Consider the following 23,001-nt stretch of genomic DNA (forward strand, 5'->3'; position numbering starts at 1 on the left):
CCGTTGTTTGTGCACTACGGCGCACAATTCACCCCTTTTCTTTGCTCTGAAGTAGAATCCATGCGCAAGAGCGAAGAAAAGGATCACTATGCAGCAGAGTGCCCAGTCCAATGTAGACGCCATCGAAGCAGAGCGGTTCCGCCAGTTCATCATGGGCGTGACCGACTACGCCATCTACATGCTGTCGCCGCAGGGTGTGGTGGTCACCTGGAACGCCGGCGCGCAGCGCTTCAAGGGTTATCATCCGGACGAGATCATCGGCCAGCATTTTTCGATGTTCTACACCGACGAAGACCGCGCGGTGGACCGTCCGGCGCATGCGCTGGAAGTGGCGCGCACCACCGGCAAGTTTGAGGACGAAGGCTGGCGCGTGCGCAAGGATGGCAGCCGCTTCTGGGCCAGCGTGGTGATTGACCCGATCGTCAATCCCGAAGGCGAGCTGCTGGGCTTTGCCAAGATTACCCGCGACATCACCGAACGCCGCGTTGCCGCCGAGCAGCTGGAGCGCGCGCGCGAGCAGCTGTTCCAGTCGCAGAAGCTGGAAGCCATCGGCAAGCTGACCGGCGGCATCGCCCACGACTTCAACAATCTGCTGAATGTGATCATGAATGGCCTGGAGCTGATGCGCATGTCGCGCGATCCGGCCATGACCAGCAAAACCATCGATACCATGTCGCGCGCAGCGCAACGCGGCGCCTCGCTGACGCAGCAGCTGCTGGCCTTCGCGCGCCAGCAGCCCTTGCGGCAGGAACCGCATGACGCCGGCCGGGTGGTGCGCTCGTTTGAAGCCGTGCTGCGGCGCGCGCTGCCGGATGATATGCGCCTGAACTTGCAAGTGGAAAGCGAGCTGCCGCAGGCGATGATCGATCCCACGCAGTTTGAATCGGCGCTGCTGAATCTTGTTGTGAATGCCCGCGATGCGATGAACGGCCATGGCGATGTGCTGCTGGAACTGTCGTCCGTGGTGCTGGCGAATGGCGAGGTGGAGCGCCTGCCCGCCGGCCGCTATGTGCGCGCGGTGGTCAAGGACAGCGGCATGGGCATGTCGCCGCAAACCATGGCGCGCGCGATTGAACCCTTCTTCACCACCAAGGAAGTGGGCAAGGGTACCGGCCTGGGGCTGAGCCAGGTATATGGCCTGATGCAGCAATGCCAGGGCGCGCTGACGCTGACCTCGGGCGTCGGCGAGGGCACCTCGGTGTCGCTGTACTTCCCGGCGGTGGCCAGCGACAGCGTGCCCGCTGCCAGCGCGCAGAAGGTGCTGCTGGTCGACGATCAGCCGGAAGTGCTGGAAACCGCCATCAGCCTGTTCAGCCATCTGGGCTACGAGGTGCTGGCGGCCGACAATGGTGCGCAGGCGCTGGAGACGCTGCGCGGCGATCCCGACATCGCCATCCTGTTCAGCGACGTGGTCATGCCTGGCATGGGCGGGGTCGAGCTGGCCAAGGCCGCGCGCGCCGAATTCCCCAACCTGAAAGTGGTGCTGGCTTCCGGCTATGTGCAAACCGCGCTGCGCGACGATATGCCGGACATCGCCAGCTTTGAATTGATCGCCAAACCCTATCGCCTGAGCGACTTGATACGCACCTTGAAAGCCTTGTAGCCGCTAGTGTGCGCTGGCGCACCCAGCGCCGGTCAGAGCTAAGTCACTATACGCGTTTCAAGGAGCGCTTGTGACCACAAATGAGACTGTAATTTTGACACTGGCGCAACAGCAGGCCATGCTGGCGCTGGGCGCCGCGCTGCGCGCGCGCAAATACCGATTCACCACGGTGACACCGGCGACGCAGGCCCGCGTCCTGGACCGCCCGGCACAGCCGGATGCGGCCAGCCTGCGCGACATTTTTGGCTGGAGCCGGCCCTTCACCGCCGAGGCCATCGATGCCGAACTACTGGCCTGCATGCGCGCGGCTGGTGTGGTGGAAGAATATGACGGTCTACTCCGTAGTACGGTGCGCATGTCCACGCTGGCCGGCGAATGGCTGTTCCACTCGGCCTATCCCACCATGCAGGAAGACTCGGTGTTCTTTGGCCCGGATACCTGCCGCTTTGTACGCGCCATGGAGCAGACGATGGCGCCGGTACGCGATCCGCTGCGGCGCATCGTCGATATCGGCTGCGGCAGCGGCGTGGCGGCGATCACGCTGGCGCGGCGCTTTCCGCAGTCGGAAGTGCTGGCGGTGGATATCAATGAACGGGCGCTGGCGCTGGCCGAGGTCAATATCCGGCTGGCCGGCGTGGAGAATGCAAGCACGCGGCACAGCTGCCTGCTGAATCAGCTGGACGGCGTGTTCGACCTGATCGTCGCCAACCCGCCGTATCTGCTGGACCCAAGCGAGAGAGCTTACCGCCACGGCGGCGGCGAGCTGGGGGCAGGCCTGTCGCTGCAAATCGTGCAGGCGGCGATCAACCGGCTGGCCAGCGGCGGCTCGCTGTGGCTGTACACCGGTGTGGCCATCAGCGATGGCGATGATCCGTTCTTGCGCCAGGCGACCGCGCTGCTGGATGAGGCGGGCCTGCTGTGGAGCTATGAAGAGATCGATCCGGATGTCTTCGGCGAAGAACTGGAGACGCCAGCCTATGCCGGCATTGACCGCATCGCCGCCGTCTGGCTGGTTGCCAGCAGGGAAGCGTGAGCATGCGCATCCTGCAACAGCGCCTGCTACGCGGCGCCAATCTGTATAGCCCATCGTCCTGCATTATGGCAGTGCTTGAATCCTCTCTGCCGGAAGCGGGCCAGCAGGCCGCTTACACCACGCGCTTTCTGCAACAGGCCTGTGACGAGCCGGTGAGCTTCATGCATGCCGAACCGGTGGTAGGACAGCCCACGCAATGGCGGGTGGTGGTGGAGTACGCGATGGAGCATGTCGGACAGGCGGCGCTGGCGGCGGCGGTCGAACTGATCTCCGCCACCGAGCGCGACGAGGCGCCGGATATAGCCACGGCAGTTGAACAACTGCGCGCGCTGGCGTCATCCATGCAGCTGTCGTCCACGGCGCAGGCGGTGGCGCGCGAAGCGGCTGCGATGGGCGTGCCGGTGCAGCGCATCAGCGAGCATGGCGGCCTGATACGCCTGGGCTGGGGCCATCGCCAGTGGCGCTACGCCGACGGCGCTGGCGACGACAATCGTTTGCTGACCAATACCTTGCTGCACGACCGGCAGATGATGCGCTCGCTGCTGATCGAAGCGCAGCTGCCGGTGCCGAACGAAGACTTCCGCAATCCACAGCGCCAGCCGGGTGAGCGCCTGCGCGTGCAGGTACTCGCCGGAACGGCCCAGCATGCCGACGCGCAGGCGGCGCAGGTCGCCGAACGCGCCGCCGCCACGCTGGGCCTGGCGCATGCGCAAGTCGATCTGCTGCCGGGAAGACGCGTCCCCCGCGTCGATGCGGTGCTGGGTGCCGTGCCGCCGAGCCACGACCAGCGCATGCTGCTGCGCGAACTGCGCATGGATAAGCAGCGGGCGCGCATTCCAGTTATCGGCATCACCGGCACCAATGGCAAGACCACTACCACGCTGATGATCGCGCATGCGGTGCAGCTGGCGGGTTTCCGCACCGGCTGCGCCAGCACACAGGGCATTGCGCTCGACGGCGTGGTCTACGCGGAAGGCGATTGCACCGGCTACTGGTCGCACCGCAGCGTACTGGCGTCGCCCGAGACGGAGTTTGCGGTGCTGGAAACGGCGCGTGGCGGCCTGCTGAAGCGCGGGCTGGCGTATGACCGTTGCAGCGTCGGCGTAATGCTGAACGTCTCGGACGATCATCTGGGCCTGGACGGCGTGGACACGGTGGAGCAACTGGCCCGCGTGAAATCATTGGTGGTTAACGCCGCCGAAGTCGCAGTGCTGAACGCCGACGATGCGCACTGCGTTGCCGCGCGGGCGCGCCTTCCGGCGGATACGCGGGTGGTGTATTTCTCGATGAAGCCGGACAATCCGGTGCTGCAACGGCATCTGGAGCAGGGCGGGGACGCGGTGTGGCTGGAGAACGATGTGCTGATGCTGAGCCAGCGCCAGCTGCGCCAGCGCGTGATGCCGGCCACACATATTCCCGCCACCTGGGGCGGGCTGGCGCGCTACAACATCGCCAACAGCATGGCGGCGGCAGCGGCGCTGATGGCCAGCGGTTTCAGCGTGGCGCAGATCAGTGCCGGCTTGTCCAGCTTTGAATCGGATGCGGTCACCAATCCCTTGCGCTCCAATGTGTTCGAGCTGGGGACAATACGTGTGCTGCTGGATTATGCGCATAACCCGGCCGCGTATTCATCCCTGGCCACGCTGGCGCGCGGACTGGCGCAAGGACAGGGGCAAAGCAAGGCGACCGGACAGGCGCCGGGACGCGTGCTGGCGGTGATCACCTCGCCCGGTGACCGCCGCGACGAAGACCTGAGCCGCACCGGCGCTACCTGCGCGGCCCACTTCGACGAGTTGTTCGTGTATGAATCGCAGAGCCGCGATCGCAAGCATGGCGAGGCGGCCGAAATAATTGCGGCCGGCGCCCGCAAGGCTGGCGGCGCGGCGGTGCATGTTTACGCGACGGATGCGGAAGCAGTGCAAGCGGGATATCGTGCGTGCCAGCCAGGCGATGTACTGGTATTCGCCTGTGGCACCGGGGTGGCGACGCTGATCGAAGCGATCCGCGCGATTGACGCACCAGCCGCTGAGCGGCTAGCGCAGCAGGCGGCTCCCGCCGCCTGAGGGCTACACAGCCTTATACCAGCGTGGCCCCGATGCGCGCTGCGCTGACCGGGTCCACCGGACGCAGCGCATCCACCAGTTCCGATACCGACGAGCCGCAGGCATATACCAGTACATCGCCGGGACGGCATTGCAACAGACCCAGACGCAGCGCCTCGGCCGGGTCGGTTTCCAGCAAGGCGCTGCCCACATTGATGCGCGCCGCTTGCGCCGACGCCTGCATCATGGCGGCGCGTTCGCCTGGCGCGCGGCCGCGATGTTCGCTATCCCATTCATAAAACACCACCGTGTCGAAGCCGCTGCCGCAAATCTGGCCGATCTGCTGGAAGTCGCGTTCGCGGCGGTCGCCCGGCGAGGTCACTACAGCAATGGTACGGCCGGACGTCATGGCGCGTGCAGTGGCGGCAAGCGCCTCGAAGGCTGCCGGGTTGTGCGCAAAGTCGACAATGACCCGCACGCCGTTGACATCGTACAGATTGGCGCGCATCGGGTTGTGGCGGGCGTCGGAGACAAAGCTGCACAATCCGGCGGCAATCGCATGCAGTCCCAGGTCGCAGGCCATCAGCGCGGCGGTGGCGGCCAGGCCGTTGGCGATATTGTGGCGTGCGCAGCCGCCCAGCGTGGACGGCATCTCGCTGGCGTCCAGCAGGCGTTGCGGAAAGCCGTCCGCGCCACAGGCCATCAGCGCGCCATTTTCCAGCCAGGTGGCGCGGCCGCCGTCGCGTACATGCTGCAACAGCGCCGGATGATTCGGCTCGCAGCTGAAGTAGATGCGTTCCACTTTCTCGTCCAGCGTGGCGCCGATGGCGCAGCAGCGCGGATCTTCGGCGTTCAGCACCACCGCGCGGGATGCGGCTTGCGCCACCACGGCTTTGACCGAGGCCAGGTCGTCCAGCGTTTCCACACCGTCCAGCCCCAGGTGGTCTTCGCTGACATTCAGCAGCACCGACACGTCGCAGCGGTCGAACGCCAGGCCGCGCTTGAGGATGCCGCCGCGTGCCGTTTCCAGCACCGCGAATTCCACTTCCGGCGCCGACAGCACGGTGCGCGCCGACCAGTAGCCGCTGCAATCGCCTTTCTTGACTTCGCGGCCGTTGATGAACACGCCCTCGCTGGTGGTGCAGCCGGTGCCGATGCCGGCCTGGCGCAGCACATGCTCGATCATCAGCGTGGTGGTGGTTTTGCCATTGGTGCCGGTGACGGCGATGACCGGGATGCGGCCGTCCTGCTGGCCGAACATCGATTCGATGATGGCGGCGCCGGCGTCGCGCGGCACGCCGGCGCTCGGGTATTCATGCATGCGGATGCCAGGAGCGGCATTGATTTCGATGACAGCGCCATTGCGGCCGTCCAGCGGCACCGAGATATCGTCGCACACCAGGTCGATGCCAGCCACGTCCAGGCCGATCTTGCGCACGGCGCGCACGCACATGGCCAGCGTTTCCGGTGGCAGGCGGCCGGTCACGTCTTCCGCTGTGCCGCCGCTGGACAGGTTGGCGTTGCCGCGCATGAGCACGCGGCGGCCCTCTGCCGGCACGCTGTCGAAGTCCATTCCCTGCGCGGCCAGCGTGGTTTCAGCGTGACCGTCCAGCGGGATGCGGGTCAGGATGTTGGTGTGGCCTTCGCCGCGCGCGGGATTGCGGTTTTCCTGCTCGACCAACTGGCGCACGCTGGATGTGCCATCGCCCACCACAGCGGCGGGGCGGCGCAGCGCGGCCGCGACCACACGTTCGCCGGCCACCAGGATGCGGTAGTCGTCGCCGGGAATATAACGTTCGACAATGATGGTGCGGCCATGCTCGCGCGCGCGCTCAAAGGCCAGCTTGACCTCATCCGGCTTGCCGCAGCGGGTGGTCACGCCACGCCCATGGTTGCCGTCCAGCGGCTTGACGGTCACCAGGCCACCCAGCTCCAACGCCGCGCGCTGCGCCTGCTCCAGGGTGCGCACGCTGACGCCTTCCGGCACCGGCACGCCAGCCTCCTGCAACAAGGCCTTGGTCAATTGCTTGTCGCAGGCAATGCCGACCGCGATATGGCCGGTGTCGCCGGTGATCGTCGCTTGCAGCCGTTTCTGCTGCGCGCCCCAGCCCAGCGCGAACATATTCGCTTCTTCGGTCAGGCGCTGGTAAGGAATCCCCTGGCGCGCCGCCGCGCGCAGGATGGCGCCGGTGCTGGTGCCGATGGCGTGGCGTTCGGCGGTGTCGCGCAGCGCCGCGACGCCTTCATCCAGTTGCCGCGCCACGTCGTCGGCGCCGCTGGCCAGGCCGCGCACCAGCGACATCGCCAGGTCGCAGGCGTCGATGGCGACGTGCTCCGATTCGTAGGAGCAGACCACGCGATACTGGCCGGGCGCACCGTTGATTTCATGGGTGCGGCCGGTGTAGGTCGGCGTCCCGGCCAGGCATTGCAGCGCGATGGTGACGTGTTCGACCACATGCGCCAGATTGGCGCCGTTGTTCAGCGCCTGCACGAAGCCGCCGTACTGGCCGACCGAGCAGCGGTGATCATACAGCGACGGCAGCAGCGACAGCAGGCGCTCGGTGAAGCCGGCGATGCTGGTGGTGGTGTGGTCGCGCAGCGCCTGCAAGTCGATGATGCTCAGCAGGCAAGGCTGGCTGGAATACAGATTCGGGCCACGTAAGACGTGCTGTTTAACGATGATCATGCTCTAAAGTCCTGTCGGTTAAATATTGGATGAAATCAGCCAGCGGGCCGGCGTCGGCCGGGCTGGCAAAACTGGCGCCGGACGGCAGCAGATGCAGGCGCACGTCCAGCATTTGCGGCACGTCGCCGCGCGATACGTCGGCGATATTGGTGATGGCGTGACGGCAGTCGAGCACGGTCACGCCGCCGCTGCCGATCACCGAAATGCCCTGGCCCTTGACGATCAAGGCGGTGTCCTCGTCGATACCCGCGCCCAGCAGGAAGGGGCTTTGCGCGATGGCGCTCAGCAGGCGATGGATACGGTGGCGCTGCGAGAAATGCTGGTCGATGATGACGCGGCTGACGAAGCCGAGACCCGCGCTCAGGTGCACCGCGCCTTTTTCCGGCGCCAGCTCGGCCTTGCCTTCAGCCAGCATATGGGTGCACATGCCCGATGCGCCGGCGCTGGTGCCGGCGATGCAGGCGCCGTTGTCATACCAGGCGCTGCGCATGGCGCGTTCTACCTTGGTGCCGCCGATGAAGGCCATCAGCCGTTTCTGGTCGCCGCCGGTCATGAAAATGCCGCGCGCCTGCGCCAAGCGGTGCGCCAGCATGTCGTCTTCCGCTTCGGCGCGGCTGGTGATGCTGGCATGCGTCACCTGCGTGGCACCCATTTCATCGAAGGCCTGGCGGTACATATCCCACAGGTCCCCTGGCACCGTGCTGGCGGCCGTGACGATCATGATGGGCTGTTCCAGGCCGCCCGCCAGTGCGGCAAACTTGTGCAATATTTCCTTGTTGTCCGTGCGGTCTTCCTTGCCGCCGATGATCATTAAGCTTCCGTTGAGGTTCATAGCTTCAATTGATGAGTTGACGATACATCCTCGTGGCCATCAGGCCCAGCGGACGATGATGCTGGGCCGGTGTCATCAGCGTCTGCAGCAGCTGCACGGCGGCCTGCTTGCTGCCCAGCGTGGCGACCTGCTGTTCCAGCTGGCGCAGCGGACTGGTGCTGTTGTCCTGGGCATGATGGCGGACGATGCCGCGCGGCGCGCCCTGGCGCGGCGTTTGGTGCAGGCCCAGCGTATCGAGCGAACGCTGGCGGGCGCGGAAGCTGGGCACGCGTTTCGGCGTGACGATCCAGTCGCGCAGCACCTGCTGCTCATAGGCGCTGAAGACGCCGAACATTTCGGCACGTTCGCTCTGGATCAGGCGCCAGAAGCGGCTGTTTTCCGGCGGCTGGCCGCGCTGTATCCAGCCGGCCGTTTCCAGCGCGGCCAGCATCTGCGGGATTTGCTGCGGATCGCTCAGCCATTCGTTGATGCTGCGGCCAGCCAGGCGGCAGTAGTCCGAGTGCATATTGGCGCCGGTGTGGGCCTTGGCGGCCATGATGTCCACCAGTTCCGTCTCCAGGTCGAAGCCGGAGATGATCGAGGTGGTGCAGGCGCCCAGGTCGTTCAGGCGATAGCCGTCGCGTACCCGCTGCCAAACGCTGGCGCTGTCGCCAAAGCGCGGCAGCAGCTGGGTCAGCGCCTGTACCGCCTTCTGCGCATGGCCGGTGCTGCCGTTGTCCACGGTGATATGCAGCGTGAAGTAATATGGATCGATACCCAGCTCGTTGAGTTCGTAGGCGGTGATCAGCAGGTGCAAGGGCAGCTGCTCATAGCCCAGGTTGTAGCCGATGATCTCCGGCAGGAAGCGGTCCGCGTCATAGGCCAGCGCCAGCTGAATGGCGCCTTGCTCAAAATAGGTGTCCGGCAGCTCGTGCCAGTTGTCGCATTCATGCGCGGCCAGCAGCTTCTTGTAGAGCAGCACATGGTTCTTTTCCGGCACGCCGTCGCCCAGTTCTTCCAGATAGGTCTGGATCAGCGGGCGGAAGTCGGGATCGTCCCAGCGCGCCAGCAGGCCGTACAGCCAGGCGCCGTCCACCAGCTTGGTCGGCGCGGCGTGCTTGAGGAAGTACAGCGCATGCGACTGGTTGCTGAAAAAGCGGCGCGGCGCGCCTTCGCGGCGGCTTTGCAGGTAGGCCTGGTATTCCATGCCGACGGTGAAGGCGCGGCTGGCCATCCACGGTCCCAGCTGGCTTAGCTGGGACGGCAGTTCGTCATGCAACTGCTGAGCGGCCTGTAGCCGCTGCACCATAAAGGCGCGCGAGTTGGCCAGGCCATCGGCGTCCGGCGGACCGTCGTTGAGTGAGCGATAAACCGCTGCCGCGCTGGTCAGGGCGGCAGGGGCGGGGACGGCATACGCTAGTTGTAACATGAGGGGCTCGAATGTGAATTGTGGGCGTTGGAGAATTATCGATTGCCTCGGCCTTGCCCCACATCGGTGCGTCTCTTGTGTTTGTGTAAGAGTACGCTGACAGCAATGTCAATTTTCAGCCATCGCGCCCTTGACAACCTTGATGGATTCGCCCAGTTCGGCGCCGGTCAGCGGATCAGCTTCTGGGTCGGACACGGTGCGCGCGGCCATCTGGCTCAGCAGCGCTTCTTCTTCGCTGTCCAGGATCACCGACGCCGAGCCGTCGCCGCCATCGACCGCCTGCTGCTGCGCGGGGTCGCTGACGGTGTCCCATTTCGGTCCGTCGTTCCACGAACCGCGCACTTCCTGCCCGCCTTGCGACATGTCGAAATAGACGCTGGTGAATTCGGGACTGCCCGGCATTTTCCCCGGCGGGAAGTTGGGCTGGATGGCGTACAGTGCTTTTTCAAACGACTTCTGGTGGGCGATCTCGCGCGTCATCAAAAAGCCCAGCGCTTCCTTGACGCCCGGATCTTCGGTCAGATTGATCAGCCGCTCATAGACGATCTTGGCGCGCGCCTCGGCGGCGATGTTGGAGCGCAGGTCGGCGGTGGGTTCGCCGATGGTGTCGATGTAGGCGGCGGTCCATGGTACGCCGGCCGAGTTGACCAGCGGCGCGCCGCCGCCGTACAGCACTTGCGTCAGATGGCTGTCGTTGCCGGCGCCGGTGATTGAGCGATACAGTTCGCCTTCCTCATCCACGCCTTCGGCCAGCCGGCCCTTGGCGCCCTTGTTGAGCATGACGACGATGTTGCCGATGACTTCCAGATGGCTGAGCTCCTCGGTCGCGATATCGAACAGCATATCCTTGCGGCCGGGATCATCCTCCGCCAGCGCCTGGGTGAAGTAGCGGCACGCGGCCGCCAGCTCGCCTTGTGGTCCGCCAAACTGTTCCAGCATCAGGTTGGCCAGGCCGGGATTGGTCTCGCTGACGCGGACGGTGTATTGCAGACGTTTGTTGTGCGCGAACATGGTTTTCTCCTTGGTTGGTTAGAAACCCATCGTAGGCGCTGCCCGACACGCTGCGTATCAGCGCTTGGCGTTGCGGCGTGTCGGACAAGACCGGCATGTGACTACCATCTCTATCGACGAGCTTAACCTGTGGTCTCGACAGTAATCAGGCGGCCCGGTGCGCCACGCGCCGGTCCTGCTGGCGGCGTTCCTGATTGACCGGCGTCGGCGCGGGCACGGCGCGCAGCGGCGCAGGCGCAGGATGCAGCCGCTGCTCCCACGCCCACGCATGCGCGATGATGGTATCCAGGTCGCCAAACTTCGGCTGCCAGCCCAGCTCCTGCCGTGCGCGCGTGGCGTCGGCCACCAGCCGGGCCGGATCGCCGTCGCGGCGTGGGCCGCTGGCGATGGGTATCCGCCTGCCCGTCACCCGTTCGGCGGCGGCGATCACCTCGCGGATCGAATAGCCGTTGCCATTGCCGAGGTTGTAGCGGGCGCTGGGCGCGCCTTGCGACAGCGCCTGCAAGGCCAGCAGGTGCGCATCGCACAAATCCTGCACATGGATGTAGTCGCGCAGGCAGGTGCCGTCCGGTGTCGGATAGTCTTCGCCGTAGATGGTGATGGCGGCGCGCCGCCCCGAAGCGGCCTGCAGCACCAGCGGAATCAGATGCGTTTCCGGCTCGTGGCATTCGCCCAGTTCGTTGTCGGGATCGGCGCCGGCGGCGTTGAAGTAGCGCAGGCAGATGCTGCGCAAATCGTAGGCCCGGGCGAAATCGTCCAGCATCTCTTCCACCATCAGCTTGGACTTGCCGTAAGGGTTGATCGGCAGCGTCGGGTGGCGCTCGTCGATCGGCACATACTGCGGGTCGCCGAAGATGGCGGCGGTGGACGAGAAGATGAACTGGTCGACGCCGTGGCGCACCATCGTCTCCAGCAAGACCAGCGTATTGCTGACATTGTTTTCGTAGTAGCGCGCCGGCTGCTGCACCGATTCGCCAACCTGGATGAAGCTGGCGAAGTGCATCACGGCGCGGATCGGATAGGCCTGGAACAGCACCTCCAGCGCGCCTGGGTCGTGCAGGTCGGCGACGATCAGCGGCGCATCGCCGACCGCCTCGCGCCGGCCCTGCGACAGATTGTCCAGCACCACCGGCATATAGCCATTACGGCGCAAGCGCTTGACCATGTGCGAGCCGACGTAGCCGGCGCCGCCGACCACAAGGATGGGTGTTTGCATAAGTCCTCCTCAGGTTCTGGATTCGGCGCTGCGGGTGGCGGCGCCGTTCGCTGAGCGCACGCGCTCGGCGGCTTTTTTACCGGCCAGGAAGGCGTGATCCGAGTTGTAGTATTCCCATTCGCTGTAGCGGCCGGACAGGATGATGTCGTGCTGCTCCATCCACGCGCGCACGGTGGCGACGTTGTGCGCGCGCGCATGGTCGTACACCACGTAGGCATACGGCATATCGACCTGGTTGGCGGCGACCACGGTGTCATCGGCGTTGATGAAGCCGACCCGGATGCAGTCGTCTATGCAGCGCTGGATCAGTGCATCGCCATCGACTGGCAGCGGTTTCCATGGCGAGTAGGAGATCTCGCAGGTGAAGCCGAAACCGCCCGGCGCATTGCATTCGGCGCTGGCGTTGCCCTGTACGAAAATGCGGTGGAAGATGCTGTCTTCCGGGTAGTAGATCCAGTGCTTTTCCGTGATATTGCTGCGGTTGACGCCGATGTTGACGCAGCGGATCGACACATGGTTCAGCCCTTCGGCCGCGCTGCGCACTGCCTCCGGCGCGGCCTGGCCGCACAGCTTGACCAGCTCCGGCAGCGGCATGGTGCTGATCAGCTGCGCATAGGGCAGGCGGCGGCCGTCGGCCAGCACCACCGTATGCTCCTGTGGCAGCACCTTTACCACATTGGCGTTCAGCTCGACTTTGCCGCGGATGTGCGGCAGGAAGCCGTTCATCAGCGCCTGGAAACCGCCGCGCAGCGGATAGCCGAAGCGGGCGTTGGGGCCCATGGGCTTGGCCACCGGTTCCAGTGCACCTTCGATGATCTGTTCCAGGTCCGGCAGCGGCACGCGTCCGCCCAGCCACGAGGTTTCCATGTCCTTCAGCGGCACGGTCCAGATTTTTTTGTTGTAGGGGATGGCGAAGTGCCTGGCAATGCCTTTGCCCCAGACGCGGTAGATGAAGTCTTCGAAGTTCTCCGTGCGGGCTGCGGCTGCGCCGGCATCGCTGTTGGCCACATCGGCGGTGCCGTCGGCGCAGCAGTCTTCCACCACGCCAGGCTGGCACGCCGCTTCGCTAAGGCCGTAGCGCGATTCGATCGCGCCGACGATGCACTCCTTGATCACCTGCGGGGGCAGGCCATACAGCGCGCCCTGGAAGGGGTAGCGGGTGTACACCTGCTTGCTGTAAACCCAGGCTTCGCGCATCTGCCAGTGCTGGTTATCGCCCAGCAGGATGTCGTACAGCTTGAGTACATACGGATCGTTGGAGAACATGATATGGCCGGCGTAGTCGAAGGTGAAGCCGTTGTCGCGGACCGAGCGGCACCAGCCGCCGACGCTGGCGTTACGCTCCAGCAGCACGGTGTCGGCGCCCAGGTGGTAGGCAGCCGACAAGCCGGTCGGCCCACCGCCGACAATGATGCAGTTGGTGGCGCCGCGCCCGCGCATGGCGTTGACGTTGGCGGCGTCTGGCGCCGGGACGCTGGCTTCCGGCGCCGGTGGCGGCGTCAGGCCGGCGGCGGCGCTGCCGCCCGGCGGTGTCCGCTGCATCAATGCGCGCATGCTGTCGGCGGTGCTTTCCCACGAGGTGCGTTCGACCACCGCGCGCATGCGCTCTGCCAGTGCTGCGCGCTGCGGCTCGTCCAATGCCAGCGCCGCCTCGCAATGGGCGATGAATTCGGCGTGGTCATGGCCGATGGCGACGATGTCACCATAAGGTTTTTCCACATCGGTGATGGCGGTGCTGACTGACGGCAGCTCGGCCGCCATGTATTCCAGCACCTTGGTCGGGCTGATGTAGCGCGTCGATTCATTCAGCGCGAACGGCAGCAGGCAGACATCCCAGCCGGCCAGGAACTGCGGCAGCACCTGGTAGGACTGCTGGCCGAGGTAGTGGATGTTCTGCCGCTGCGGCAGCGTTGCCGGATCGATCTTGACCACCGGCCCGACCAGCACCAGCTGCCACTCCGGATGCGCGTCGGCCATGGCGGCGATCAGCGCCGCGTCGAAGCGCTCGTCAATCACGCCGTAGTAGCCCAGGCGCGGATGGGGAATGTCATTGTGCAGCGGATGGCTGTTGCTGCGGTCCAGTGCCTGGTGGAAGTGTACCGAGTCGACGCTGCTGGCGAAGCAGTGGGCGCTGGCGTGGCGCTGGCGCTTGGCTTCGTACAGGCTGGGACCGCCGGTAAAGACCAGGTCGGCGACCTTCAGCAGCACCGCCTCGCGTTGCAGCAGCTGCTTGGGGGCGTTCTGGAATGCAGACAGCTCATCCATGCAATCGTAGACGACCAGGGCAGCATCCGGCGGCAGCAGCGGCAGCGCCATCGGCGTGTAGAACCACACCAGCGGCTGCTTGTCGATGCCGGGCAGCTCGCTCAGCAGTCCTTGCAGCAGCGGGATCTGGTCGTCGTGGAAACCGCTGGACTGCACCGGCGTGTGCGGCCGGTACACCGACAGATTGGGCGCGGGATTGAAGGTTTCCCAGTGGGCCGGGCCGGCGTCGTACACCGGTTCTTCGACCACCAGTACGCGATAATATTGGGCCAGGCGCGATAGCAGGTGTTGTGGACGTTGATAAACAAAATCCCACCGCAGGTGACAAAAGACGATCATGGTTTGCATAGCGCTCTCCCTTGTTGGTTGACATAGTTGCTTGGTCAGGCGAATTGCCTGGTGTAGCGCGGCGGCATATACCGGCACTGGCCGCCGCGCCAGAGGTGGCGTGCTGTGCAGGTCGACATCCCACAGCCCGCTTTTGTGCCAATGGTCGGCATGCTCCCAGTCTGGCCGGTCGATCACCGGATACAGGCAGATGCCGCGCACATCGGCGCCTTGCTCGATGGCCAGTGCGGTTTGCTCGGCCATCTGTCGCATCCAGACGCCACGGCCGCTGCCGACGTGGCTGGTTTCCGCCAGCAGCAGCGGGCGTTGATAACGCTGGTGCAGCTCCAGCAGCGTCTGGTGCAGCGGCAGGCGGCGCGGATCGTCGAGGTGCCACCACAGCCGCAGGTTGCTGCCGCTTTCCCACTGGTTGCTGTGGTAGTAGTTGCCGCCGATGATGTCGAGGTAGCGCTCGGCGCCCCCCAGTCCCGGCTCGCGCCGGCCGCACAGCATGTCCCAGGCGTCGAATTGCGAGGCAGTCCAGCCGGCCGCTTGTGCGGCCCAGTCCGGCCGGCCTGGCGGTGCGATCACATGGATCAGCGGATCGCATTGCAGGATGCGCGCGCCCGGCGTGACCTGCCAGATGGCGTCGCAGCCGGCGATGGTGGCGCGCACCAGCTGGCGCTTGCCTTCCTCGGCCGCGCGCGGGTCGTGCATATTCTTGCAATGGAACATATGCACCGACAGGCCCCAGCTCTGGAACGAGATTTCGTTGATCGGCGAGTACACCGGCGTGTCGCCGGCCCACGGTTTTAAATATTTCGCCAGCTCGGTGCAATAGCGCACGAAGCGCGGTACAAATTCTTCGCCGTAGACATCCACATCGTCCGGCCAGCCGTAGTGGCAGAAGGTCCAGCAGATTTGCAAGCCGAGTTCCTGCGCCGCGCGCAGGCGGCCGTCGAGGATGCTGAAATCGAAACTGCCGTTGCGTTCGCACAGCCGCCAGCCGGCCGATTCGCGCACCGTGCGGATGCCGAACTCATGCAGCAGTACATAGTCTGCGCGGGCTTGTTCGAGATGGCCGGTGACGCTGTTCATGTCGAGTGGACGGCCGGCGTGGTTGAGGTGATCGGCGCCTTCGTAGCCGGCCTGCCAGAAGCTGGCGAACGGCGGCGCGGGGGCAACGCGTGGAGCGGACGGGGGCATGGATATCCTGCGGAAGTAAGCGCGCCCAATCAGCTCAACAATATGATGGTACAGCCGGCGCGCAGCGCTAGTACCACGAAGAAATGTAAATCCATGCTAGACGGGTTTCACGTTTACCTTCGTCCGGTACGATGGGGAAACGCGGCGTATCAGCAACAGATTACTGCGCGGAATTGAGCGCTGTTTTCCTTAGCCGGTGCAAGGTTGTTACGATGCCCGGCACACTTCGATCAGCGAGGGCATCTATGGCTCAGTTTGAATATCCGCGACCGCAACTGCAACGCGATGCGTGGCAATCACTCAACGGCAAATGGGATTTCACCTTTGATGACGGGCGCCGTTACCGTCATGCCAGCGACGGCATCAGCTGGGATCGGCAGATTGACGTGCCGTTCGCGCCCGAGAGCGAGCTCAGCGGTATTGGCGATCAGGGCTTTCATGCGGTGTGCTGGTATCGCCGCGTGTTTACGCTGGAGTCGCGCAGCGCGCGCACCATGCTGCATTTCGGCGCCGTCGATTATCGCGCGCAGGTGTGGGTCAACGGCGTGCTGGTGGCCGAGCATGAGGGCGGCCACACGCCGTTCCGTGCCGACATCACCGATGCGCTGCTGGACGGCGACGAACAGACACTGATCGTGCGCGCCGAAGACGATCCCGGCGACCTGGCCAAGCCGCGCGGCAAGCAGGACTGGCAGCTGCACCCGCATTCGATCTGGTATCCGCGCACCACCGGCATCTGGCAGACGGTATGGCTGGAGCCGCTGCCGTCCACCTACATCCAGTCGCTGCGCTGGACGCCGATGTTCGACAACTACGAGATCGGCTGCGAGGTGCTGGCCGGCGGCGCGCTGTCGCAGGAGCTGTCGGTGGAAGTGCGGGTGCTGCACAACGATGTGCTGCTGGCGGCCGACCGCTATCTGCTGGTGGGGCAGGAGGCCAACCGCAAGATCGTGCTGTCTGATCCCGGCATCGACGATTCGCGCAACGATCTGCTGTGGAGCCCGGAGCGGCCGACGCTGCTGGACGCCGAGCTGACGCTGTACCGCGGCGATGAGGTGCTGGACCGCGTGCATTCGTACACGGCGTTGCGCTCGGTCGCCATCAGCCGCGACAGGTTCATGCTGAACGGCCGGCCGTACCATCTGCGGCTGGTGCTGGACCAGGGCTACTGGACCGAATCGCTGATGACCGCGCCGTCGGACGATGCGTTACGCCGCGACGTGGAGCTGACCAAGGCGATGGGCTTCAACGGCGTGCGCAAGCACCAGAAGCTGGAAGATCCGCGCTATCTGTACTGGGCCGACAAACTGGGGCTGCTGGTATGGGGCGAGATGCCGTCTGCGTATGCGTTCAGTGCGCGCTCAATGACGCGGCTGGTCAGGGAGTGGACCGAGGCGATCGAGCGCGATTACAGCCATCCCTGTGTGATTGTGTGGGTGCCGTTCAACGAGTCCTGGGGTGTGCCCAATCTGACTTCGATGCAGGCGCACCGCAATGCGGTCGAGGCGCTGTACCACCTGACGCGCATGCTGGACGGCACGCGGCCGGTGATCGGCAACGATGGCTGGGAGGCTTCCGCCACCGATATCCTCGGCATCCACGACTACGACGGTGATCCGGAAAAGCTGGAGCAGCGCTACGCGGTCAACGATCCGGTGCGGCAGCTGTTCGACCAGCGCCGTCCAGGCGGACGGATACTGACGCTGGATGGCTTTCCGCATCGCGGCCAGCCGATTGTGCTGACGGAATTCGGTGGCATCGCCTACGATCCGAATGCGCCGGAAGGGCATACCTGGGGCTACTCGCGCGCCGGCGACGCCGCCACGTACCTGGAGCGTTACCGCGCCTTGCTGCAAGTGGTGAACGAAACCGTGATGTTCAGTGGCTTTTGCTACACGCAGTTTGCCGACACCTTCCAGGAAACCAACGGGCTGCTGAACGCCGACCGCTCGCCCAAGGTGCCGCTGGAGCAGATCAGCGCAGCCACCCGCAATGTGCCGTTCTAAACGCGCAACCCCGTCATTCCGGCGCAAGCCGGAATCCATGTTGAGCATCAGTCCTCGCTGGCCTCAAGATTACCGCGTATCTGCTGCAACAAAGCCTGCAGCTGACTGAGCTGCTCTGCGCTCATGCCTTGCACCGCCGCGCTGGATGCCTGCAAGCCCAGGTCATTCAGGCCGTGAAAGACCTTTTCCCCCTGCGCACTCAGCGTCAGGCGGGTGATACGGCGGTCCGCCTCATCGGCGGCAGCATCCAGCAACTGCTTGTCGCGCAAGCCCTTGAGCAAGCGCGCCAGCTGCGCCTTGTCGCGTCCGGAGTGCGCCACCAGGTCGCCCTGGGTCGCCCCCGGATGACGCGCAAAGAAGCCCAGCGCCTTGTACTCCATATGCGTGACCTCATGCCCGGTGTCGCGCAGGCCGCGCAGCTGGCGGGCACGGTACAGATGCATGATTGAATGGATGGCGTCGAACACCTGGTCAGATTGGTTGACTTTATTAACTTTGTTGCTCATAATGTGGACATTATCAACTAATTTTGGAGCAGATGATGAGTGGACGTATTCAACGTGTGCGGCATGAGCTCAAACTGCGCGAACTGCAAGTAGTCAAGGTTGATCATTTGACAGCGGACTACGTCAGGGTAACATTCAAAGGCGAGACCTTACACGATTTCGTCTCGGCTTCCTACGACGACCATGTGAAATTCTTCGTCAATGAAGCAGACCGCCGCGATTTCACACCGCGCAGCTACGACAATGTGGCCGGCGAACTGACAATCGAATTCGCCTTGCACGCCACCGGCGCCGCTTCAGATTGGGCGCGCCAGGCTGCGCCGGGGCAGAACGCATCCATCGGCGGCCCGCGTGGCTCAATGATCATCCCGATGGATTATGACTGGCATGTGCTGGCGGGCGACGCCACCGCGCTGCCGGCGATCCGCCGCCGGCTGGAGGAATTGCCGGCTAACGCGACAGTGCAGGTGCTGGTAGCCGGCCCGGAAGCGGCTTCGCTGCCGTTCAACAGCGAGGCGCAAGTGACGCTGCAACGCTATGCCGGCAGCGAAGACCTGCTGGCCGCCATCCGTGCGCTGCAATTGCCGGCCGGCGAGGGCTTCTTCTGGTTTGCCGGCGAGGCCTCGGTCGCCGCACAGGTGCGCGATGCAGTATTCGTCGACAAAGCCCACCCGCGCGACGCAGCCCGCATCTCGGCCTACTGGAAGCAGGGTGCCAACGGCCACCACGAAGACCTGTCTTAAGCCCGCAGCGCGTCGAGGACGACGTTGAAGGCCGGCGAGGACTGGCGGCGGCTTGGATAGTAGAGGTGGTAGCCCGGCCATGAGGGGCACCAGTCGCGCAGCACGCGTATCAGCGTGCCTTCCTTCAGGTGTTCCTCAACCATATCTTCCGGCACATAGGCGATGCCGTAGCCGGCCAGTGCCGCGCGCAGGCGCGAGGAGGTGTTGTTGAACACCCATTGGCCGTCCACCCGCACATTCAGCGGCTCGCCGTTCTTTTCAAATTCCCACACCATCAGATTGTTATGCGTCGGCAGGCGCAGGTTGATGCAGCTGTGCTGTTGCAGCTCGTGCGGCGTGCGCGGCTTGGCGCGCCGGGCGAAGTAGTCCGGTGTCGCCACCAGCGCCATGCGCAGGTCAGGGCTGATGCGCACGGCGATCATGTCTTTTTCCACCTGGTCGCCCAGCCGCACGCCGGCGTCGAAACGCTGGGTGACGATATTGGTCAGGCCGTAGTCGATATTGATGTCGATCTTCACCTCAGGGTAGTCATGCATGACCGGCGACAGCTTGGGCCACAGCACATGGTTGGCCGCATGCTCGGCGGCGGTGATGCGGATGGTGCCGGCCGGCTTGTCGCGCAATTCGCTGAGCGAGGCCAGTTCCTGCGTGATTTCATCGAAGCGCGGCGCTGCAGTTTGCAGCAGCCGTTCGCCAGCCTCGGTCGGGCTGACGCTGCGGGTGGTGCGCGTCAGCAGGCGGATGCCGAGCCGCGTCTCGAGACCGCGTATCGTGTGGCTCAGCGCCGACTGCGACACGCCCATTTTGGCGGCCGCCTTGGTGAAGCTGCCCTCGCGCGCCACTGTCACAAAGGCCAGCAGGTCGTTGAAATTCTCATGGTCCATTAATGAGTTCTCCTCATAAGCTCATGCTGATTATAGCGTCTTATCAAAGTAGTGATGGATGCCTACACTGTCTGCATACGAGAACAGGAGCAAGAGCATGGACCCAGTACAGATTACCCGCGCCGGATCGCAAGCCTCGGTGGCAGGGCCGGCAGACTACTTTACCGGACAGGTGCGCATTGATGCGCCATTCCAGGGCAGCGGCGACGCGCGCGTGGGCGGCGCCACTGTCAGCTTTGAGCCGGGCGCGCGCACCACCTGGCATACCCATCCGCTGGGACAGACGCTGATCGTCGTTGCGGGCGTGGGCCGGGTGCAGCATTGGGGCGGCCCGGTGCAGGAGATCAGGCAGGGCGACACGGTATGGATACCGCCTGGCGTCAAGCATTGGCATGGCGCGGCAGAGCAGGTGGCCATGTCGCATATCGCGATTGCCGAAAGCCTGGACGGCCAGGTGGTGGAGTGGATGGAGCCGGTATGAACAAGCGCGCCATCCTGGCCATCATTCTGGCCAGCTATGTGATGATTGTGCTGGATACTTCGGTGGTCCTGACCGGCCTGCCGAAGATCCACCTTGAACTGGGCTTCAGCGACAGCGGGCTGGCGTGGGTGCAGAGCGCCTACACGCTGACGTTTGGCGGGTTTCTGCTGCTGGCCGCGCGCGCTGGCGACATCGTTGGCCGCCGCCGCATGCTGGTGGCAGGGCTGGCGCTGTTCACGCTGGCGTCGCTGGCGATAGGCGCGGCTGCCACGCCGGTGCAGCTGGTGATCGCGCGCGCCGTGCAGGGACTGGGCGCTGCGATCCTGGCGCCTTCCACGCTGGCGCTGTTGCAGACCACCTTTGCGGACGGTGCAGAGCGCACGCATGCAGTATCGCTGTATAGCGCCACGGCCGGCATCGCCGCCAGCGTCGGGCTGGTGCTGGGCGGCGTGCTGGCGGAGTGGATGTCGTGGCGGGTCGGCTTTCTGATCAACCTGCCGATCGGGCTGGCGATGATCTGGGCCGCGCTGCGCTACATCCCCGAGAGTCCGCGCGGCGGTGGCCAGTTCGACCTGGGCGGGGCGCTGGCGTCCACCACCGGCATGAGCGCGCTGGTGTATGCCTTCATCCGTTCGGCCAGCAGCGGCTGGTCCGACCTGCTGACGCAAGGCGCGCTGGCGGCAGGCGTGCTGTTGCTGGCGGCGTTTGTCGTCAACGAGCGTGGCGCGGCGCAGCCTATCATGCCGCTGCGCCTGTTTGCCGACCGCCAGCGCACGTCGGCGTATGCGGCACGCATGCTGTTCCTCGGCGCGATGATCGGCTTCTTTTTCTTCACCACGCAGTATCTGCAAACGGTGCTGCGCTATCCGCCATCGCTGACCGGCATGGCGTTCCTGCCGATGACGCTGGTGAATTTTGCGGTGGCCTTGCAGGTGCCGCGGCTGACCCGCCGCTTCGGCAACGCGCGGCTGCTGGCGCTTGGCCTGGCGGTATGCCTGATTGGCATGGCTGCACTAAGCCGTGTATCCCCAGCGGGCGGCTACTGGCTGACGGTGGCGCTGCCGATGGTGCTGATCGGCGCGGGGCAGGGGATGACCTTGAGTCCCTTGACGGCAGCCGGGATCGCCCGCGTACCGGCGCGGGATGCCGGTGCCGCGTCGGGCGTGGTGAATGTCGCGCATCAGCTGGGTAATTCGCTCGGCCTGGCGGCGCTGGTGGCGCTGGCTGGTGCGGCGCCGCTGGCGCAGCGCGTGACTACAGCGTTGAGTGCATCCAGCGTTATGCTGGCACTGGCGTTGCTGCTGATGGTGCTGGCCGGACGAACAGCGCCGTCAGCATGCCTATCAGGCACACCGCGATAACGTAGTAGGCCGGGCCGAGCGGATCATTCTTCAGCATCAGTGTGACGATGATCGGCGTCAGCCCGCCGAAGATGGCGTAGGACAGGTTGTACGAGAACGACAGGCCGGAGAAGCGCACCTGTGGCGGGAAGGCTTGCACCAGCACGCGCGGCACCGCGCCGACCACGCCGACGCAGAAACCGGTGAGGCCGTACAGCGGCAGCAGCAATTCCGGCTGCACGCGCAACGTGGTGTAGAACAGGTAGGTGCACACCGCCAGCAGCGCCGATCCAACAAGCAGCACTGGCCTGGAACCGATCCGGTCGGCCAGCACGCCATAGAAGATGCAGCCGAAGGCCAGGCCCAGCGTGGCAATGGTGTTGGCGATCAGCGAGGTGCGGGCGTCGATGTGGTAAATCTTTTGCAGCAGCGCGGGCGTCATCAGGATCACCACCACGATGCCGGCCGACAGCATCCAGGTCAGCAGCATGGAGATAATGACTGCCGTGCGGTGGCTGCGCAGCACCGCTTTCAGCGGCATCTCTGCGGCCAGTGCCTTGCGCTGTGCCATCTCGGCAAACACCGGCGTTTCGTGCAGCCAGCGGCGCAGATACATTGAACCCAGGCCGAACACGCCGCCCAGCAGGAAGGGCCAGCGCCATGCGCCGCCCAGCACTTCATCCGGCGTGTACACGGTATTCAAACCGGTCGCCACCAGGGAACCGAGCAGAATGCCGAAGGTCAGGCCGGCAGTCAGCACGCCGCAGGCATAGCCGGTATGGCGCGCAGGTACGTGCTCGGAGACGAACACCCAGGCGCCAGGCACTTCGCCGCCCACCGCAGCGCCCTGGAACATGCGCATCAACAGCAGCAGCAGCGGCGCGGCGACGCCGATGCTGGCGTAGGTCGGCAGCAGGCCGATGGCCAGCGTCGGCACGGACATCATCAGGATCGATAAGGTGAACATGCGCTTGCGGCCGAGCAGGTCGCCGAAGTGCGCCATCACCACGCCACCCAGCGGACGCACGACATAGCCGGCGGCGAAGATGCCGAAGGTTTGCAGGCTGCGCAGCCAGTCTTGCATCTCGGGCGGGAAGAACAACTGGCCGATAGCGTTGGCGAAGAAGACGAAGATGATGAAATCGTAGAATTCAAGCGCGCCGCCAAGCGCGGCGAGGGAGAGGGTTTTGTAGTCCTGGCCAGTGAGCGGGCGGGCGACGGTCATGTGCGCAGTCTCTGTTTATTGTGGGTGGCGTAGCATAGCAGGAAAGCCTCGCCGCCGTTGCCGCTCCGCGAGGTTCCTTGTGCAATGCAATATGGATAATTCTTTACAAATTTCACCGGTAGGCTAAAGTTGATGCCGATGATAACGCTATCTTTGCGTTGCGTAGACCTCCCGAATACCTGATTGA

At 64.8% G+C, this 23,001-nt stretch carries 16 protein-coding genes; 7 read left to right on the top strand and 9 right to left on the bottom strand.

What is annotated here, in order from left to right:
• Positions 1 to 88: 88 nt before the first annotated feature.
• The 3 genes from KW842_RS17525 to KW842_RS17535 all read left to right on the top strand — a co-directional run bounded on the left by KW842_RS17525 (position 89) and on the right by KW842_RS17535 (position 4,699).
• Entirely contained in the window at positions 89 to 1,603 is a 1,515-nt protein-coding gene (locus tag KW842_RS17525) for a PAS domain-containing sensor histidine kinase (protein WP_218305399.1), read from the top strand.
• Between the two features lie 70 nt (positions 1,604 to 1,673).
• Positions 1,674 to 2,636, top strand: a complete 963-nt coding sequence (locus tag KW842_RS17530; RefSeq protein ID WP_373925202.1) for a class I SAM-dependent methyltransferase — start codon at positions 1,674 to 1,676, stop codon at positions 2,634 to 2,636.
• 2 nt (positions 2,637 to 2,638) lie between these two features.
• Positions 2,639 to 4,699 carry a Mur ligase family protein gene (locus KW842_RS17535; protein WP_229223779.1) on the top strand — a complete coding sequence of 687 codons (2,061 nt, stop codon included), beginning with the start codon at positions 2,639 to 2,641 and terminating at the stop codon, positions 4,697 to 4,699.
• A 13-nt stretch (positions 4,700 to 4,712) separates the two neighbouring features.
• On the opposite strand, the gene cphA is transcribed toward KW842_RS17535, so the two are convergent.
• The 6 genes from cphA to KW842_RS17565 form a co-directional block, all read right to left on the bottom strand.
• Positions 4,713 to 7,364 carry a cyanophycin synthetase gene (gene cphA, locus KW842_RS17540; RefSeq protein ID WP_218305401.1) on the bottom strand — a complete coding sequence of 884 codons (2,652 nt, stop codon included), beginning with the start codon at positions 7,362 to 7,364 and terminating at the stop codon, positions 4,713 to 4,715.
• Positions 7,351 to 8,175: a cyanophycinase gene (locus KW842_RS17545; protein ID WP_218305402.1), complete on the bottom strand. Its 825-nt coding sequence runs from the start codon at positions 8,173 to 8,175 to the stop codon at positions 7,351 to 7,353. Before KW842_RS17545 ends, cphA begins: the two co-directional genes overlap by 14 nt.
• A gap of 25 nt (positions 8,176 to 8,200) precedes the next feature.
• Entirely contained in the window at positions 8,201 to 9,604 is a 1,404-nt protein-coding gene (locus tag KW842_RS17550; protein ID WP_218305403.1) for an iron-containing redox enzyme family protein, read from the bottom strand.
• Between the two features lie 108 nt (positions 9,605 to 9,712).
• On the bottom strand, positions 9,713 to 10,615 hold the full coding sequence (locus KW842_RS17555; protein ID WP_218305404.1) for a manganese catalase family protein: 903 nt from the start codon (positions 10,613 to 10,615) through the stop codon (positions 9,713 to 9,715).
• Positions 10,616 to 10,760: 145 nt separating this feature from the next.
• A complete protein-coding gene (galE, locus tag KW842_RS17560; RefSeq protein WP_218305405.1) occupies positions 10,761 to 11,831 on the bottom strand; it encodes a UDP-glucose 4-epimerase GalE in 1,071 nt (356 codons plus the stop codon).
• Positions 11,832 to 11,840: 9 nt separating this feature from the next.
• Positions 11,841 to 15,629, bottom strand: coding sequence for an NAD(P)-binding protein (locus KW842_RS17565; protein ID WP_229223764.1), 3,789 nt, complete (start codon positions 15,627 to 15,629; stop codon positions 11,841 to 11,843).
• Positions 15,630 to 15,874: 245 nt separating this feature from the next.
• On the opposite strand from KW842_RS17565, the gene KW842_RS17570 reads away from it, so the two are divergent.
• Positions 15,875 to 17,635, top strand: coding sequence for a glycoside hydrolase family 2 protein (locus KW842_RS17570; protein ID WP_218305406.1), 1,761 nt, complete (start codon positions 15,875 to 15,877; stop codon positions 17,633 to 17,635).
• A gap of 47 nt (positions 17,636 to 17,682) precedes the next feature.
• On the opposite strand, the gene KW842_RS17575 is transcribed toward KW842_RS17570, so the two are convergent.
• Positions 17,683 to 18,141, bottom strand: coding sequence for a MarR family winged helix-turn-helix transcriptional regulator (locus KW842_RS17575; protein WP_229223765.1), 459 nt, complete (start codon positions 18,139 to 18,141; stop codon positions 17,683 to 17,685).
• Between the two features lie 32 nt (positions 18,142 to 18,173).
• On the opposite strand from KW842_RS17575, the gene KW842_RS17580 reads away from it, so the two are divergent.
• Positions 18,174 to 18,884: a siderophore-interacting protein gene (locus KW842_RS17580; protein WP_218305407.1), complete on the top strand. Its 711-nt coding sequence runs from the start codon at positions 18,174 to 18,176 to the stop codon at positions 18,882 to 18,884.
• Here the strand turns inward: KW842_RS17580 and KW842_RS17585 are convergent.
• Positions 18,881 to 19,768 (bottom strand): LysR family transcriptional regulator, encoded by an 888-nt coding sequence (locus tag KW842_RS17585; protein ID WP_218305408.1) that lies wholly within the window; start codon positions 19,766 to 19,768, stop codon positions 18,881 to 18,883. The two genes, KW842_RS17580 and KW842_RS17585, sit on opposite strands and share 4 nt — an antisense overlap.
• Before the next feature lie 97 nt (positions 19,769 to 19,865).
• Here KW842_RS17585 and KW842_RS17590 point away from each other — a divergent pair, with 97 nt between their 5' ends.
• Entirely contained in the window at positions 19,866 to 20,249 is a 384-nt protein-coding gene (locus KW842_RS17590) for a cupin domain-containing protein (protein ID WP_307729847.1), read from the top strand.
• Positions 20,246 to 21,610 (top strand): MFS transporter, encoded by a 1,365-nt coding sequence (locus tag KW842_RS17595; protein ID WP_218305410.1) that lies wholly within the window; start codon positions 20,246 to 20,248, stop codon positions 21,608 to 21,610. Before KW842_RS17590 ends, KW842_RS17595 begins: the two co-directional genes overlap by 4 nt.
• On the opposite strand, the gene KW842_RS17600 is transcribed toward KW842_RS17595, so the two are convergent.
• Complete coding sequence (locus KW842_RS17600) at positions 21,528 to 22,814, bottom strand: MFS transporter (protein ID WP_218305411.1); 1,287 nt, start codon at positions 22,812 to 22,814, stop codon at positions 21,528 to 21,530. The genes KW842_RS17595 and KW842_RS17600 overlap by 83 nt on opposite strands.
• Positions 22,815 to 23,001: the final 187 nt, after the last annotated feature.

The sequence above is a fragment of the Duganella sp. sic0402 genome (genome assembly GCF_019219065.1).
GTDB lineage: Bacteria > Pseudomonadota > Gammaproteobacteria > Burkholderiales > Burkholderiaceae_D > Rugamonas.

What these genes read in the sequence shown, in the direction of transcription:
- KW842_RS17525 (WP_218305399.1), top strand. Translation starts at nt 89, where the DNA reads ATGCAGCAGAGTGCCCAGTCCAATGTAGACGCCATCGAAGCAGAGCGG.
- KW842_RS17535 (WP_229223779.1), top strand. Translation starts at nt 2,639, where the DNA reads ATGCGCATCCTGCAACAGCGCCTGCTACGCGGCGCCAATCTGTATAGC.
- cphA (WP_218305401.1), bottom strand. Translation starts at nt 7,364, where the DNA reads ATGATCATCGTTAAACAGCACGTCTTACGTGGCCCGAATCTGTATTCC.
- KW842_RS17545 (WP_218305402.1), bottom strand. Translation starts at nt 8,175, where the DNA reads ATGATCATCGGCGGCAAGGAAGACCGCACGGACAACAAGGAAATATTG.
- KW842_RS17550 (WP_218305403.1), bottom strand. Translation starts at nt 9,604, where the DNA reads ATGTTACAACTAGCGTATGCCGTCCCCGCCCCTGCCGCCCTGACCAGC.
- KW842_RS17555 (WP_218305404.1), bottom strand. Translation starts at nt 10,615, where the DNA reads ATGTTCGCGCACAACAAACGTCTGCAATACACCGTCCGCGTCAGCGAG.
- galE (WP_218305405.1), bottom strand. Translation starts at nt 11,831, where the DNA reads ATGCAAACACCCATCCTTGTGGTCGGCGGCGCCGGCTACGTCGGCTCG.
- KW842_RS17565 (WP_229223764.1), bottom strand. Translation starts at nt 15,629, where the DNA reads ATGCCCCCGTCCGCTCCACGCGTTGCCCCCGCGCCGCCGTTCGCCAGC.
- KW842_RS17570 (WP_218305406.1), top strand. Translation starts at nt 15,875, where the DNA reads ATGGCTCAGTTTGAATATCCGCGACCGCAACTGCAACGCGATGCGTGG.
- KW842_RS17575 (WP_229223765.1), bottom strand. Translation starts at nt 18,141, where the DNA reads ATGAGCAACAAAGTTAATAAAGTCAACCAATCTGACCAGGTGTTCGAC.
- KW842_RS17580 (WP_218305407.1), top strand. Translation starts at nt 18,174, where the DNA reads ATGATGAGTGGACGTATTCAACGTGTGCGGCATGAGCTCAAACTGCGC.
- KW842_RS17585 (WP_218305408.1), bottom strand. Translation starts at nt 19,768, where the DNA reads ATGGACCATGAGAATTTCAACGACCTGCTGGCCTTTGTGACAGTGGCG.
- KW842_RS17590 (WP_307729847.1), top strand. Translation starts at nt 19,866, where the DNA reads ATGGACCCAGTACAGATTACCCGCGCCGGATCGCAAGCCTCGGTGGCA.
- KW842_RS17595 (WP_218305410.1), top strand. Translation starts at nt 20,246, where the DNA reads ATGAACAAGCGCGCCATCCTGGCCATCATTCTGGCCAGCTATGTGATG.
- KW842_RS17600 (WP_218305411.1), bottom strand. Translation starts at nt 22,814, where the DNA reads ATGACCGTCGCCCGCCCGCTCACTGGCCAGGACTACAAAACCCTCTCC.